At 65.1% G+C, this 16388-nt stretch carries 12 protein-coding genes; 8 read left to right on the top strand and 4 right to left on the bottom strand.

Going from position 1 to position 16388, the window contains the following annotated elements:
- The 5 genes from VKP01_RS02715 to VKP01_RS02695 form a co-directional block, all read left to right on the top strand.
- On the top strand, positions 1-1380 hold a 1380-nt coding region (locus VKP01_RS02715; RefSeq protein WP_324410094.1), incomplete at its 5' end, for a methyl-accepting chemotaxis protein.
- 152 nt (positions 1381-1532) lie between these two features.
- Entirely contained in the window at positions 1533-2159 is a 627-nt protein-coding gene (locus VKP01_RS02710; protein ID WP_324410093.1) for a hypothetical protein, read from the top strand.
- Complete coding sequence (locus VKP01_RS02705) at positions 2152-5025, top strand: EAL domain-containing protein (RefSeq protein WP_324410092.1); 2874 nt, start codon at positions 2152-2154, stop codon at positions 5023-5025. Before VKP01_RS02710 ends, VKP01_RS02705 begins: the two co-directional genes overlap by 8 nt.
- A gap of 210 nt (positions 5026-5235) precedes the next feature.
- A complete protein-coding gene (dxs, locus tag VKP01_RS02700) occupies positions 5236-7194 on the top strand; it encodes a 1-deoxy-D-xylulose-5-phosphate synthase (RefSeq protein ID WP_324410091.1) in 1959 nt (652 codons plus the stop codon).
- A 13-nt stretch (positions 7195-7207) separates the two neighbouring features.
- Positions 7208-8008, top strand: coding sequence for an enoyl-CoA hydratase (locus VKP01_RS02695; RefSeq protein WP_324410096.1), 801 nt, complete (start codon positions 7208-7210; stop codon positions 8006-8008).
- A 12-nt stretch (positions 8009-8020) separates the two neighbouring features.
- On the opposite strand, the gene VKP01_RS02690 is transcribed toward VKP01_RS02695, so the two are convergent.
- The 3 genes from VKP01_RS02690 to VKP01_RS02680 all read right to left on the bottom strand — a co-directional run bounded on the left by VKP01_RS02690 (position 8021) and on the right by VKP01_RS02680 (position 9796).
- Complete coding sequence (locus VKP01_RS02690; protein WP_324410090.1) at positions 8021-8743, bottom strand: GntR family transcriptional regulator; 723 nt, start codon at positions 8741-8743, stop codon at positions 8021-8023.
- A gap of 106 nt (positions 8744-8849) precedes the next feature.
- Complete coding sequence (locus tag VKP01_RS02685; RefSeq protein WP_324410089.1) at positions 8850-9467, bottom strand: glutathione peroxidase; 618 nt, start codon at positions 9465-9467, stop codon at positions 8850-8852.
- 86 nt (positions 9468-9553) lie between these two features.
- Positions 9554-9796, bottom strand: coding sequence for a hypothetical protein (locus VKP01_RS02680; protein WP_324410088.1), 243 nt, complete (start codon positions 9794-9796; stop codon positions 9554-9556).
- 223 nt (positions 9797-10019) lie between these two features.
- Between VKP01_RS02680 and VKP01_RS02675 the strand changes: the two genes are divergently transcribed.
- Positions 10020-12974, top strand: coding sequence for an FAD-binding and (Fe-S)-binding domain-containing protein (locus VKP01_RS02675; RefSeq protein WP_414706498.1), 2955 nt, complete (start codon positions 10020-10022; stop codon positions 12972-12974).
- On the opposite strand, the gene VKP01_RS02670 is transcribed toward VKP01_RS02675, so the two are convergent.
- A complete protein-coding gene (locus VKP01_RS02670) occupies positions 12964-14082 on the bottom strand; it encodes a TadE/TadG family type IV pilus assembly protein (protein WP_324410087.1) in 1119 nt (372 codons plus the stop codon). The genes VKP01_RS02675 and VKP01_RS02670 overlap by 11 nt on opposite strands.
- Before the next feature lie 412 nt (positions 14083-14494).
- Here VKP01_RS02670 and dapF point away from each other — a divergent pair, with 412 nt between their 5' ends.
- Positions 14495-15382 carry a diaminopimelate epimerase gene (gene dapF, locus VKP01_RS02665; RefSeq protein ID WP_324410086.1) on the top strand — a complete coding sequence of 296 codons (888 nt, stop codon included), beginning with the start codon at positions 14495-14497 and terminating at the stop codon, positions 15380-15382.
- A 110-nt stretch (positions 15383-15492) separates the two neighbouring features.
- On the top strand, positions 15493-16388 hold an 896-nt coding region (locus VKP01_RS02660), incomplete at its 3' end, for a MiaB/RimO family radical SAM methylthiotransferase (protein ID WP_324410085.1).

The following is a 16388-nucleotide window of genomic DNA, read 5'->3' as shown; positions in this document are numbered from 1 at the left end:
TTCGAGGTCGTCTACGCCAATCCGGAAACGCGCACCCTGCTGGGGCGGATCGGTCATCTGCTGAATATCGACCCCGAGAAGATCATCGGCACGTCGATCGACGTCTTCCATAAAAATCCCGCCCATCAGCGGCGCATCCTGTCTGATCCGAAGAACCTGCCGCATAATGCCCAGATCAGGCTGGGTGACGAATATCTCGATCTCGCCATCTCGCCTCTGATCGATGCGCGCGGCGCCTATACACATGCCGTGCTGACCTGGTCGATCGCGACGGAAAAGCGTCGCCAGCAGGATGATGTCGCGCGGCTCATGCAGATGATCGACCGGATGCCGATCAACGTGATGACCTGTGATCCCGAGAATTTCACCATCAATTACGTCAACACCACCAGCATCGAGACCCTGTCGAGAATCGAGGAGCACCTGCCGATCAGGGCGAAGGATCTGCTGGGGCAGAATATCGACATCTTCCACAAGCGCCCGACGCATCAGCGCTCCATCCTCGCCGATCCGGCCAACCTGCCGATCAACAGCAATATCCGCGTCGGCCCGGAAGTCCTCAACCTGCGCGTCTCGGCCATCATGTCCGGAGAGCGGCGCTATCTCGGCCCGATGCTGACCTGGAACGTCGTGACGGAGGAGGTGCGGGTGGCCGAGAGCGTCACCGAGACCTGCACCACCATGACAGGAACCGCCTCGGAGCTCGCCAGCTCCGCCGCCGAAATGACCGAGATCGCCCGCCATGCCCAGGCCATGGCCGGCACCGTCTCGGCGGCGACGGAGGAGCTCTCGGCCTCGATCAGTGAAATCGCCAGCCAGGCGGCCTCTGCCGCGGATCTCTCAGGCTCGGCCAGCCAGCGCGCCGGTGCCGCCGACGACATGGTGCGCGAGCTGGCCCGGGTTTCGCAGCAGATCGGCTCCATCACCGAGGTCATCGCGACCATCGCCGCCCAGACCAACCTGCTGGCACTGAACGCCACGATTGAAGCCGCCCGAGCGGGCGAGGCCGGCAAGGGCTTCGCCGTCGTCGCGGCAGAGGTCAAGGCGCTGGCCGATCAGACCGCCCAGGCGACCAGCCAGATCAAGGCGCAGATCGAGACGATCCAGTCGGTTTCAGGATCAACCGCAGAGGCGATCGGCGCCATAGTCAGCGACGTCGATACCCTGCGCGGCGCCTCGAGCCAGATCGCGGCCGCAGTGGAAGAGCAATCGGCGGCGATTCGCGAGGTGACGAGCAACATGACCGGCGTTTCCGACGCGGCGCATCAGACCGGACAGGCGGCCGTTGCGATCAAGGATGTCTCGGCCTCACTCGATTCGGACGCGCATCGCTTCAAGGACGTGATCGACGCCTTCATGAGCCGGCGCGGGGACACGTGAGCGGCAATCATGCATCATCCTCGCTGCGCTGGGCTGCGTTGACGTTAATTTGCGCACGTGTGCCATAAAAACCGATTGCGCCATCCGCAGGCGAACATGTAATTTGAAGGACAGTGAAACCATAAGTGCAATCATAAATATAAGAATGGTAAATGCCGAACTTATCAGTTCGCGGAAAGTCCGAACAGCTCAGTCTTTCTCTGCGGCGTGTCACGCGAAGCCTGCATGACGTTTCCGAGGAACGCTTCGACACGCTGAGCCGGCTGGCACCCGAAAGGATCGCCACGCATCTCACCATGATGACGCGGATGCTGCTCACCTGGCACGCAGCAGCGACAGGCAACCGCGAAGCGGACAACGTACCGCGTGTTCTCGCCCGCGCCATGGCCGAACACGAAGTTGCGATCAGCGCCGCCGACGACGCATCCACGCCTCCCATCCCTTTGCCGCTGGCACGTTTCACCCTCATCAATCGCGCCGAGGCGATTGGCAGTGCCTACACGATCTGCGGTGCCGCATTGGGGTTGCGCCCCGCCCTGCGCAGTGCCGCCCCGTCCTGGCCGGAGGAACAGCAGCGCATGGAAGGCCTGGCTTTGGCGGGTGCGGCGATGCAACAGCGCTGGCGCGGCATGCGCAGGGCGATCGATCTGTGGGGTCTCGAGCATGCGCAAATGCAGGTCGATGTGCTTGCAGGCGCCTGTACGACCTTCTGCGTGGCCCTGACGATCCTTGATGCAATGGTCGAACAGAACATACCGGAGGCTTCGTACCATGCCTGAACGCGACAATCGCGCCGCCATGGTCCCGCCGCTCGGAGATCGGGAGGCGCTGGAGCGCCATATCGCCATCTGCGAAGCCGAGCCGATCACCTTTCCCGGACGCGTCCAGTCCTTCGGCGCCCTGCTGGCCTTCGATCCGACGGACGGACGGCTGCATTACTGGTCGGAGAATGCCGGCGCCTGGCTGGGGCGCGATCCGGTACCCGGATGCATGCTCGCGGATCTCCTGCCCGCCCCGGCAATCGCCCGGATCATGGAGATGCTCTCCTGCGAGCATTATGCACCAACGAATTTCACCTCTGTGGCGCGGTTCGACAATCACGTGAACGATGCCGTGGTGCATCAGATCGACGACCTGGCCGTGGTCGAATTGCTGCCTGCGGGGGCGGCGCTCGTGGCCGCACAGAGCGTCTCCGCCGCGCAGGCCGCACTGGCGCGCCTGCGCGCGACCGGGGGGCTCGACGAGCTGCTCGCCGCGACGGCACGGGAGTGGCGCGCGCTCACCGGCTATGACCGGGTGATGGTCTATCGCTTCGATGAAGACAACCACGGCGCCGTCGTGGCCGAAGCCTGCGACCCGCAGCGCGAATCCTTTCTCGGGCTGCATTACCCGGCGAGCGATATCCCCAGCCAGGCGCGCCGGATGTATCTGCTGCAGCGGGTGCGGATGATCCCCGATATACACGCCCCGACGCTGACCCTGCACGGAACCGATTTCATCGCGGGTTCATCAGTGGGCGATGCGAAACGCGCGTCCGGCAAGGGGCTGGACATGACCTATGCCGTTCTGCGCGCGGTCTCGCCCTATCATCTGGCCTATCTCGACAATATGGGCGTGCGCGCCACGCTCGTCGTCTCGCTGATCCTCGACGGCGCGCTCTGGGGCATGGTCGTGTGCCATCACGACGTGCCGCGCATGGTCGACAGCACCTTGCGGGGATTGTGCGACATGCTCGGCCAGAGCCTGTCCGAGATGATCGCCACGCGCGATGCGGTCGACCATCAACGGGCCATGGGGCAGCGCGCCGATGCGATGCGCAAGGTCGAGACGGCCCTGGATGAAGCCGTGCGTCTGAGCGACGCGTTGAAGGCGGTCGCGCCGGAACTGCTCGCCGTCATGCAGGCCGGCGGGGCCTATTGCAGCTTCGGCGGCTCGGCCCTGCGGCTCGGCGAGACGCCGCCCGAGCGCGACTGCAAGGCAATCCTTCAGGCCATGGCGCAGAAACAGATCGGGCAGGGCCAGCATCACGGCGGCACGCATTGCCTGCCGCAGGCCGATCCGCGCTTCGAATCCGCGCAACTGGTCGCATCGGGGGCTTACGTCATACCGACCCCGAACACCCCGCTCGACGGTCTCGTCTTCTTCCGGCCGGAGCGCACGCAGGAAGTCGCCTGGGGCGGCGACCCCAACCATCCCGTCCATATCGACGAGGCCTCCGGAAAGCTCGGCCCGCGCCGCTCCTTCGCGGCCTGGATCGAGGTGGTGCGCGGACAAAGCAAGCGCTGGAACGATGTCGATGCGCGCATGGCGGAGCTTTTGCGCCGCAGCCTGGTGAGCGCGCTTTTACGCATCACCGAGGAGCATGTCGCCTTTCTCGGCCAGCACGAGAGCGAAACCGGGCTGATGACGCGCAGTGCCCTGGAGGCGCGCCTGCGGCGCATCACGGCGGCGGCGCCACAGGCACACGTGGCCGTGATGCTGATCGCCGTGAAACAACGCGAAGCCGTAGCCGCGCGCCACGGGGCGGGGGCTGCGGTCGCCCTCGATCGGCTGATGCGCGAGAATATCGGCCCGGCGCTCACCCGTACGGATCATCTCGGGCGCTATGACGACGACACGCTGATGCTGGTGGCACGCCGTGATTCACCGGAAGCCCTGCGCCTGCTCGCGCACGGCATCATCGAAATGGGGCGCAAGTCGGTGGAGATCAATGGTTACCAGCATACGCCGCTCATCCGTATCGGGACGGCATTTTGCCCCGAAGCGCCTCCCGCCGAGGCACCGGCAATCGCCATGCGGGCGCTGCGGGAGGCCAGAGGCGACAGCCGCAGGCGGATCGTCTTCGGCGCGCCGACCGGCCCGGATTCCGGCCCGTCACACGCGGAACTGATGCTGGAAATCGGCCCGGCACTCGCGCGCGGCGAGATCAAGGCCGTGTTCCAGCCCCTCGTTGACATCCGGACGGGGCGCGTGCGCGGTCTCGAGGCGCTTGCACGGTTCGAAAGCCCGACCCACGGCCCCGTCAGCCCGGCCCGCTTCATTCCCGCCGCCGTGGAAGCCGGGCAGATCTTCCTGCTGACCACGACCATGATCGATCTCGCCCTGCGCGTCGCGGCGCCGCTCATCCGAGAGGGCAAGATCGATTTCGTCAGCGTCAATCTCGATGCGGCGGCGCTCGCCCGGCGCAGCATATCCGCCGTGGCCCGCTCTGCGCTGGATGCGCATGGCCTGCCCTATCACCATCTCGTTCTGGAGGTCACCGAGACCTCGATGTGTTCGCAGGAAGCGGTCGAGGCGCTCCGGCGACTACAGGCGGAGGGGATGAAGATCGCGCTGGATGATTTCGGCGCCGGCTATTCCTCGCTCGGCGAACTCGCGCGTCTGCCGGCGGACATCGTCAAGATCGACCGCAAGCTGGTCACCGGCATCGGCACACAGCCGCGCGTGACGGCGATCTTCTCCGCCGTGCGCAACCTCGTCGCAAGCCTCGGAATCGCCTGTATCGCAGAGGGGATCGAGACGCGCGAAGAATGCGATGCCCTGGCGGATGAAGAGCTTTTCGCAGTGCAGGGATATTATTTCGCCCGCCCCATGAATCCCGAAGCGCTGGCGGCCTTCATCGAGGAGGCGGGCCGGGAATCGTGAACCTTCGCCGGCAAAAACCGGCGCAGGCACACAGGCGGACACGTCCGATCCGGATCGACAACCGTATGTCATACAGACTTTGACGTCATCACCTTGCGCGGCTAAGTCTTGCGTCACCCTCGAAGGCGCGGGTCGCTCTGCGGCGCCGGGCATTGCGGGGACGATCGGCCCTTATGGCCTGCCGGTCGGCTTGTGAAGAATGGTGGTCTCATGCCTGTCGAAACTCCGCTCCTCGATACGATCCGCGACCCGCGCGACCTGCGCGGCCTGTCCGAAGACAAGCTGCGGCAGGTCGCCGACGAACTGCGTTCGGAGACGATCGATGCCGTCTCCGTCACCGGCGGGCATCTCGGCGCCGGGCTCGGCGTGATCGAACTGACGGTGGCCCTGCATCACGTCTTCGACACCCCCGACGACCGGCTGATCTGGGATGTCGGCCATCAGGCCTATCCGCACAAGATCCTGACCGGACGCCGCGATCGCATCCGCACCCTGCGCACGGGTGGCGGCCTCTCCGGCTTCACCAAGCGGGCGGAGAGCGCATACGACCCGTTCGGCGCGGCGCATTCCTCCACTTCGATTTCCGCCGGCCTCGGCATGGCGGTGGGGCGCGATCTGGACGGGCGCAAGAACAATGTCGTGGCGGTGATCGGCGACGGCGCGATGTCGGCAGGCATGGCCTATGAGGCGATGAACAATGCCGGCGCCATGCATTCGCGCCTGATCGTCATCCTCAACGACAATGACATGTCGATCGCGCCCCCCGTGGGCGCCATGTCGGCCTATCTCGCGCGGCTCGTCTCCGGGCGCACCTATCGCTCGATCCGCGAGACCGCCAAGCAGCTCACCCGCCGCCTGCCCAAATTCTTCAGCGAGAAGGCGGCCAAGGCCGAGGAATATGCGCGCGGGTTCTGGACCGGCGGCACCATGTTCGAGGAGATGGGCTTCTATTATGTGGGGCCGATCGACGGGCACAATCTCGATCATCTCCTGCCCGTGCTCAAGAATGTCCGCGATATGGAGACCGGCCCGATCCTGGTGCATGTGGTGACGCAGAAAGGCAAGGGATACGCGCCGGCGGAAGCCTCCGCCGACAAGTATCACGGCGTGGTCAAGTTCGACGTGGTAACGGGCACGCAGTCCAAGCCCAAGGCGAATGCCCCAGCCTACACAAAGGTGTTCGGCGAGAGCCTGATCCGGGAGGCCGAGGCCGATGACAAGATCGTGGCGATCACCGCCGCCATGCCGTCGGGTACGGGCGTCGACATGTTCGCCAAGGCCTTCCCTGGGCGCACCTACGATGTCGGCATTGCCGAGCAGCATGCCGTGACGTTCGCCGCCGGGCTGGCGACGGAGGGCTACAGGCCGTTCTGCGCGATCTATTCCACCTTCCTGCAACGCGCCTATGACCAGATCGTGCATGATGTCGCGATCCAGAACCTGCCGGTGCGCTTCGCCCTTGACCGGGCCGGTCTCGTGGGCGCAGACGGGCCGACCCATGCCGGTTCCTTCGACATCGCCTATCTCGGCTGCCTGCCCAATTTCACCATCATGGCCGCCGCCGACGAGGCCGAGCTCGTACATATGGTCGCTACCGCCGTGGCGCATGATACGGGCCCGATCGCCTTGCGTTATCCCCGCGGAGAGGGGGTCGGTGTCGACATGCCGGAGAAGGGCGTGCCGCTCGAAATCGGCAAGGGGCGGATCGTCAAGCAGGGCAGCCGCATCGCGATCCTGTCGCTCGGCACGCGCCTGAAGGAAGCCCTGAGCGCGGCAGAAGACCTCGATGCACGCGGGCTGTCCACCACCGTCGCCGATGCCCGTTTCGCCAAACCGCTCGACGAGGAACTCGTGCTGCGGCTCGCCCGCGAACACGAGGTGCTGATCACCGTGGAGGAAGGCTCGATCGGCGGGTTCGGCTCCTTCGTGCTGCATTGCCTGGCCGAGAACGGTGCCCTCGATGCCGGCCTCAAGGTCCGCCCGATGGTGCTGCCGGATAGCTTCATCGACCAGGACAAGCCCGACGCCATGTATGCGCAGGCCGGGCTCGATGCCGATGCGATCGTGGCGAAGGTCTTCGCCGCGCTCGGTCGGGATGCGGATGGCAGGGACGCGGCTGGCAGGGACGCGGATGACCTGGAAGCCGGCGGGCGCGCGAAGATCGGCTGAGAAAGCGATGAGCATGCTTTCGCCCGGCGCCACCGATCCCGAAATGCTCTTCACCGTCGCAGACGGCATCGCCCGGGTGGTATTCAACCGGCCCCGGGCGATGAACGCCTTCACCTATGCCATGTATGACCGGCTGGTGGAGATCTGCGAGGCTGTGAATGCCGATCCCGCCATCCGGGTGATGCTGCTCTCGGGCGCGGGCGGCCAGGCCTTCGCAGCCGGCACCGATATATCCCAGTTCCGGAACATGTCCGGGCGCGACGACGCGCTCGCCTATGAAGAACATATGGACCGGGTCTTTTCCACGCTGGAGACCTGCCGCGTGCCGACTATCGCCGTGATCACCGGGGCGGTGACGGGCGGGGGCGCGGCGATCGCATCCTGCTGCGACATCCGCATCGCGAGCGCCGATATGCGCTTCGGTTTCCCCATCGCGCGCACGCTGGGCAATTGCCTCTCGGTGCGCACCATCGCGCGTGTGGTGGCATTGATCGGTGAGGCGCGCACCAAGCAGATCCTCTATTCATCCGAATTGATGGATGCAGATCAGGCAATCGCGGCAGGGTTCGTCACGCAGATCCTGCCCGATCACGCCGCGCTCAAAGCTCGCGCCGAGGCGCTCGCCGCGCGAATCGCGCAAAACGCTCCACTGACGCTTTCTGCCACCAAGGATGCTTTGGCGCGGCTGCGGGCCGGCCCGGCCGTGCCCGGAGCCGATGACGATCTGATCCTGCGTTGCTATCTCAGCGATGATTTCCGCGAGGGCATGGAGGCCTTCCTCGCCAAGCGCAAGCCGCGTTTTCGGGGGCAATGACCACGAGCCGGCTCAGCCGGCCCGCAGATTGCGATCGGTTTGCTTCCCGGCTTTCGCGCCCGGCTCATTCGCCGGCTCTTTCAGGTCTTCGCTGCCCGCTTGCTCGGCGGTGACGAAGACGTTGCTCGCGGCCATGATATGCGCATGCATCACCGCTTCGGCCCAACCCGCATCCCGGGACCCGATGGCGGTGACGAGATCGAAATGGTCGAAATCGCTGCGCTGGGCATCGCGATCCCCGAAACTGGCATAGGCCTGAACCAGAAAACCGACATGCATGAGATTGGCTGCCGTGCGGTAGAGGTGGCTGTTGCCACTCAGTTCGAGAATCAACAGATGGAAGGCGCGGTTACGCTCCGAACGCCGGGTCCCGCCTTCGCCGGTCACCCCTTCGCGTGCGATGGCTTCGGCCATGCGTGACAGGCGCATCGTATCCGCCTTGCCGGCATTGCGGGCAGCGAGACGGGCGCCCATCGCTTCGAGTCGCGCGCGAACCTCGTAGATCTGGCGCGCCTCCTCCGGACTCCAGGCCTTGACCACGGCGCCGATATGGGAGGCCATGTCGATGAAGCCGTCACTCGCCAGCCTTTGCAGGGCCGCGCGGACCGGCGTCCGGCTGACGGAGAGCCGTTCGGCCAGCATTTCCTCGGTGATCCGTGAACCGACCGGAAAGGCACCCGAGATGATCGCCGAGCGGATCTCGTCATAGACCCGTTCCATAGCCGTGAGACGCATGTTCCCCTTCATCACTCCACACTACCCTGCGATGATCACAAACGCCATGATGCATGACCCGAGGGTGATATAGCCGAGATTCCGGTCTGCGTGAAAGGGACTCGTGTCACCCGCGCAGCAATGCCTCGATCGCCGTGATCACGTGCGGATGTTCCGGTACCGTCGTCGTCGCGAAGACGGCGGCGATGTCGCCGTCGGGAGCGATCAGGTATTTGTGAAAATTCCAGCGTGGCGTCTCGCCGGGACGGGCCTCCCGGGCCCATCGATAGAAGGGGTGCGCCTCGGCGCCGGTGACCCGGCTGATCGCCATGAGCGGGAAATCGATGCCGAACCGAGCCTCACAGAAGGCCGCGACATCCGCATTGGAGGCGAGTTCCTGGCGAAAATCATTCGATGGCACGCCGATCACGACGAGCCCGTCATCGCGATAGCGGGCATGGAGATTCTGCAGGCCCTCGTATTGCGCCGTGAAACCGCACCGCGAGGCGGTATTCACCACGAGGATCGGGCGTCCGCGAAACCGCCGCAGATCCAGCCTGTCGCCATTGATCGTCTCGAAGGAGAAACTGTGTGCGTTCCGTCGCGACATCCCCGGCCCGGACAATGCGGGTTCGGCGAGAACGGAACCGCGCGCGCCGGCAAGCACGGCACAGCCCGCCAGAATACCGCCCCCCAGAAGCTCCCGGCGGTTGACCGCCTTCCGCCCGCGCCTGTCTGCAACCATGATCGAGGCTCCCCGCTATCGCGTTTTCGCATCGATGATATGGCGCGTATGCCTGCAGGTTCCAGAGGTCTTTGCCGTAACCGGGCTCAGCCCGTCACCGAATAGGCGAGTATGACGAGCCCGATGCAGCAGAGCGTCCAGGCCAGGGCCCCGCGTGCCGCATGCAGCCGCAATGTGCGATCGAGCCGTGCCTCGGCATCCTCGTCCCAGCCGAAAGCCGCACCGGCGCTGTCGGCGAGATTGCGCAAGGTCGCGACGCGGGCCTGAGCGGAATGCGACCGGCGATGCTGATCGAAACGATCAGGATATGGCCCGGAATCGTGGGACATGGCTTCTACTCCGACGCCCGCTGCCGACCAGACAGCAGCGCATGGAAGTATGCTACGCCGGCTTGCGTTAAAGATCCGTTTCAGGCGCGCCACGCGGCGTTTCGACCCGCACGATGCGCCGCAAACCGACATGCGCGACGCCGCCCTCGCTTCCGGGGCGTTGCGGGTTTATGCAGTTGACGGGTTTCGCGCGGCGATGCGAAAACGGGCGAAGGGGTTCGGCATGGTTTCCGGCAACGCGACAGCATCCGTTACGGCGCAACGGGCCGCGAAGGTGACCAGCCGCGATGTCGCGCTGGAGCGCAAGCTGCGGCGCGCCATGCAGGGCGAGGTGCGCTTCGATGCGTTCACGCGCGGACGCTATGCCACCGATGCCTCGATCTACCAGATCATGCCCATGGGCGTGGTCATGCCGGAGAATGCCGAGGATCTCGAAGCCGCGCTGACCATCGCGCGGGAGGAAGGCGTGCCGGTGATCGCGCGCGGCGGCGGCACTTCGCAGAACGGACAGCCGATCGGCGAGGGGCTCGTCATCGATTGCGCGCGCCACCTCGACCGGGTGCTGGATTACGACCCGCAGGCGCGCACCATCCGCGTCGAGCCGGGCATGGTGCTCGAGCGGCTCAATGCGCAGCTGAGAGCGGACGGGCTGTTCTTCCCGGTGGAGCCCTCCACCGCCTCACGCTGCACCATCGGCGGCATGACCGGCAACAACTCCTGTGGCGCGCGCTCGATCCGCTACGGCAAGATGGTCGACAATGTGCTCGCCGTCGACGGCTGGTTCCACCATGGCGAGGCCTTCCGCTACGGCGCGATGAGTGGCGATGACGGCGGCGTCACCGGTTCGCCGGATGCGCGCAAGCTCGCGACCTCACTGGTCGGGCTCGCTCATGCCGAGCGCGCCGAGATCGAGGCGCGCTTTCCGCAGGTGCAGCGGCGCGTGGGCGGCTACAATCTCGATGCGCTGCTTGCACCTGTGCCGAATCTCGCGCATCTGCTCGTCGGCTCGGAAGGCACGCTCGCGATTTCGCGCGCGGTGACGCTCGCGCTCTCGCCCCTTCCGCAATATCGCGTGATGGGCGTGTGCCATTTCCCGAGCTTTCGCGCGGCGATGGAGACGACGCGTCATCTCGTCGAGCTCGGGCCCGTTGCGGTGGAGCTTGTCGACCGCAACGTGCTCGAACTCGGCGCCGATATCGATATCTTTCGCCGCACCCTGGCGCAGATCACCAGGGGTCAGCCCGATTGCCTGCTGCTGGTCGAATTCGCCGGCGAGAGCATGGACGCCCTGCGTGATGATCTCGCGCGCCTCGACCAGTGCATGGCCGATCACGGCTACCCCGATGCCGTGGTGGAGGTCATCGATGCGGGCGCGCAGAAACAGGTCTGGGGCGTGCGCGAGGCCTGCCTGAATATCATGATGTCGATGAAGGGAGATGGCAAGCCGGTCTCCTTCATCGAGGATTGCGCCGTGCCGCTCACGCATCTCGCCGATTACACCGACCGTGTCACGGCGATTTTCGAGAAACACGGCACGCGCGGCACCTGGTATGCGCATGCCTCCGTCGGCTGCCTGCATGTGCGCCCGATCCTCAATATGAAGACGGATGACGGCGTGCGGGCCATGCGCGCCATTGCCGAGGAGACCTTCGAAGAGGTGCGCCGGTTCGAGGGTTCGCATTCCGGCGAGCATGGCGACGGGATCTCGCGCTCGGAATTTCATGAGGCAATGTTCGGCACCCGCATGGTGCGCGCCTTCGAGGCGGTGAAGAACGCCTTCGATCCGCAAGGCCGTCTCAATCCCGGCAAGATCGTGCGCCCGCTCACCTTCGACGATCGCGACCAGCTGCGCTACCCGCCCGGCTACGCGCAGGCCGCGCCGCGCGAGACCGCCCTCGACTGGAGCGATCACGGCGGCATGCTCGCCGCCGTGGAGATGTGCAACAACAACGGCACCTGCCGCAAGCGCGTCGGCGGGGCGATGTGTCCGAGTTTTCGCGTCACCGGGAGCGAGGTGCATGTGACGCGCGGGCGCGCGAATACGCTGCGCCTCGCCATGACCGGCCAGCTCGGCGAAGACGCCTTCACCGATCCCGCCATGAAGGCGACGATGGATCTGTGCGTCTCCTGCAAGGCGTGCCGCCACGAATGCCCCACCGGCGTCGACATGGCGCGGATGAAGATCGAATTCCTCAGCCACTATCACGCGCGCCACGGCCTGCCGCTGAAGGAACGGCTCATCGCCTGGCTCCCGCGTTATGCGCCGCTCGCTTCGCGGCTGCGCGGGCTCGTGAACCTGCGCGACAGGGTGGCGGGCCTTGCGACCCTGTCCGAGAAGATCGCGGGCTTCTCCGCCCGCCGCTCGCTCCCCGTCTGGCGCAAGCCCTGGGCGGAGAGGCGCGCGCCATCATCGCCGCAGGATGTGATCGGGGACGGGCGGGACGTGGTGCTCTTCGGTGATACCTTCAACCGCTATTTCGAACCGGAAAACCTCGCCGCCGCCGCCCGCGTGCTGGCGCGGGCCGGCTATCGCCTGCACCGGGTCGCACCGGCGGATCGCGGCCGTCCGCTATGTTGCGGGCGCACCTTCCTCGCAGCCGGACAGGTCGACGAGGCGCGTTTGGAAGCGCGGCGAACCCGGGATGCGCTGATCCCCTTCGTCGAGCGCGGTGCGCGCGTGATCGGGCTCGAACCCTCCTGCCTGCTCACCCTGCGCGACGAATTTCACGCGCTGTTGCCCCACGAGGCGACGCAGGCGCTCTCCGACGCCACCTTCCTTTTCGAGGAAGCGCTCGCCGCCGATCAGGAGGCCGGTGTGATCGACCTCGCCTTCGCCGATCAGGGCGGGCGCAAGGCCTATCTGCACGGGCATTGTCATCAAAAGAGCTTCGAAGCATTCGGCCCCGTGGAGACGCTGCTGCGGGTGGTGCCCGGCCTCAAGTTGGAGACGATCGAATCCAGCTGCTGCGGTATGGCCGGCGCCTTCGGCTATGATGCACGCACCATCGATTCCTCGCTCGCCATGGGAGAGCTCTCGCTCTTCCCGGCACTCCGCGAAGCCGAACCCGATGCCGTCATCCTCGCCGATGGCACATCCTGCCGCCACCAGATCGGTGACGGCGTGGCGCGTGAGGCGATCCATGTTGCGCGGTTCCTGGATCAGGCGCTCAACGAATGATTCGCACGTTGCGCGAGCCGATCTCACCGGAATCCGGACATTTCATCACGATGCGGATATCGTCGTAGCTGCGGTCGGTCCAGCCGGGCTGGAGCCAGTTATGGTTTGGCCCCGGCTGACCGGGCGGGCGATCTTCCCAGCCGAAATACATGTAGGATCCCGGCGTGCAGCCGCGATCCTCGACCTGCGGCGCGCGATGCTTGCCTTCAGGCAGGATGCCGCCATCGCTTTCGCCGACACATTCGTCCAGGCTTTCGCAGCGCACGGTCTCCAGCATGTCGAAGCCCTGATCGATCTGGCCCGGACGGAACCATCGGTTCCACGCGCCCGGGATGTCTTCGGCAACGCGGATGATGTCGAAGATCTCGCGCCCGTTCACGATCCGCGTGTCGGTGAAATATTCGAAGACGGGGGCAAAGGGCGGGCGATTCGGATTGTCGAGGAGCCCGGGATGCGATCTTACATGCCGCTGATTGCGCATGCTGAAGCTCAGCGATTCACCTTCGGCGCAACGCGGCCAATCGAAATCGTATTCCGTCCCCTCGTTATCGGCAATCAGCGTCATCTGGCTGCGATAACGATCGCGCCCCTGCGGATCGGCGGGGTTGGCGGATTCGTAGTCGTAGCAATAGGCGAAAAGCTGGTTGTAATCCCCCGCATCGGGGTTGAGATAGGTCATTTCCGGGGGATCGTATTGCTGCGTCAGCGCATCGATGTGCACATCCGTGCGTACGCTGACATGCATCGATTCGGCGATTCCGGGAACGACATGCGCCATTACCGTGCGCAAATCGCCCGAGAGTTCGAGCGAGAAGGTATTCTGGTTGATCCAGCTGCCTTCGGAGGCGATCGAACCCAGATGATCCGGCGCGCGACCCTGCCCCGAGACCTGCGCCAGATACGCCGCGATGACCTGTTCCGGGTTCTGACGGTTCTCGGAATTCGCCACATGCAGCGCGAGCCCGTCGGATACGGCCTGGAGCTGCGATCGCGCATCGGTCGCGCGGCTGTAATCCACGGCGATACCGGCGATGCCGAAGAGGGGGATCGCCGTCACGGCAAACACCATGGCGACGCCGCCACGTTTGTCCCGGCAGAACTCTAACATTGCACCACCTGCCTTCATCTGCTGACGACCACTTGCTTGAAAAGCATCGGCGATGGATAACGCAAATTTAGACGAATGCGCAGCACTTCCGCTGCGTAAAGTTAATGGATATCTCAGCGAAATAATTAGTGAAGCTGATTTCTGATTTGGGTCAATTTGCTCTGACCGTCCTGAAGTGACGCACGAGCCGCAGGTTTTCGCAGCAGACAGATGGACATTGCCAATCCGATACAATGCAAGACCTCAAGCGCCTGCAATTAAAACTGATTTAATCTACATAAATACAATCGAAAGGTGCCTCACCCCCGTCGGAAGACGCGTCGCACGACGCCCGACGTTCCTCCCGCGAAAATCATGGCATCTCACCTCGATATCACCCATATAAGCGTCGTACCTTATCGAAAGCGAAGCCATGAGCGCACTCGCCGAACGGCGTTTCCTGAAGATGAACGGGCTGGGGAACCAGATCGTCGTGCTTGATCTGCGCGGCACGGCGATCACGGTCTCGGCGCAGGAGGCGCGCGCCGTCGCGGCGCATCCGCGTTCGCCCTTCGACCAGTTGATGATCATCCATGATCCGCGCGGGCCGGGCGCTGACGCCTTCATCCGCATCATGAACAATGACGGCTCGGATGCCGGCGCCTGCGGCAACGGCATGCGCTGCATCGCCTGGGCGCTTTGCGTCGATCCGCCCATCAGCGGCGGTCTCGCGCGTGACCACCTGCGGCTCGAGACCCGCGCAGGCCTGCTGGAAGCATGGATGCGCGACGAGACGACGTTTACCGTCGATATGGGCGCGCCGAAATTCGACTGGCAGGACATTCCCCTGCGTGATCCGTTTCCCGATACCCGCTATATCGAATTGCAGGCGGGGCCGATCGATGCGCCGGTCCTGCATTCGCCCTCGGCGGTGAATATGGGCAATCCGCATGCGGTCTTCTTCGTCGATGATCTTGATGCCCATGATCTCGCCCGGTTCGGGCCGTTGCTGGAAAACCATCCGATCTTTCCTGACCGCGCCAATATCTCGCTCGCCCAGGTGCTCTCGCCGCGTCACATCCGGCTCAAGGTCTGGGAACGGGGCGCGGGGCTGACCCTGGCCTGCGGATCGGCCGCTTGCGCGGCACTCGTCGCGGCTGCCCGGCGCAAGTTCACCGGGCGCGAGGCGCTCGTGAGCCTGCCCGGCGGCGATCTTGACATCACCTGGCGGGAAAGCGATTCCCACGTGCTGATGACCGGGCCGGTGGAGATGGAATGGGAAGACCGGTTTCCGGCGGAGATTTTCGCCGGCGCTGTATGAGACGGTGCATACCTGTGGGCAGGCCCGCAGGACGGCAGGATACGAGGATCACAGGATCGCATGACGCGCCCGCCGCCACGCGCTCCGCAGGAGGTAACGATACACGGCCCATGAGCATCGATCTTGTCACATTCGGCTGCCGGCTCAACACCTACGAGTCCGAGGCGATGGAGCGTCAGGCCCGCGAGGCCGGCCTCGAGGACACCGTCATCGTCAATACCTGCGCGGTCACGGCGGAAGCCACGCGCCAGGCCCGCCAGAGCATCCGCCGCATCGCCCGCGAACGCCCCGACGCGCGCATCATCGTCACCGGCTGCGCCGCCCAGGTCGAGCCCGGGACCTTCGCCGCCATGCCGGAAGTGGCGCAGGTCGTGGGCAATCACGAGAAGATGCAGCCCGGGACCTGGCAGAAGCTGCAGGCCTTCGGTATCGGTGAGAGCGAAAAGGTCATCGTCGACGACATCATGGCCGTGCGCGAGACCGCCGCGCATCTGATCGACGGGATGAAGGGGCGCACGCGCGCCTTCGTGCAGGTCCAGAACGGCTGCGACCATCGCTGCACCTTCTGCATCATTCCCTATGGCCGCGGCAATTCGCGCTCGGTCCCGATGGGCGTCGTCGTCGAGCAGATCCGCATGCTCGTCGAGAACGGCACCCGCGAGGCGGTGCTGACCGGGGTCGACATCACCAGCTACGGCAAGGATCTGCCGGGTGAGCCGCGTTTCGGCACTCTGGTGCGCGCCATTCTGCGGCATGTGCCCGAGCTCGAACGGCTGCGCATCTCCTCAATCGATTCCGTCGAGGCGGATGACGATCTGATGCGCGCGCTCGCCGAGGAGGAGCGGCTGATGCCGCATCTGCATCTCTCGCTCCAGGCCGGCGACGACATGATCCTCAAGCGCATGAAGCGCCGCCATCTGCGCGCGGATGCAATCCGCTTCTGCGCGGAAGCGCGGCGGCTGCGCCCGGATCTCGTGTTCGGCGCCGACATCATCGCCGGCTTTCC

Source organism: Saliniramus sp., assembly GCF_035311605.1.
Taxonomy (GTDB): domain Bacteria; phylum Pseudomonadota; class Alphaproteobacteria; order Rhizobiales; family Beijerinckiaceae; genus Saliniramus.
This window is presented reverse-complemented; position numbering and strand designations above follow the sequence as displayed.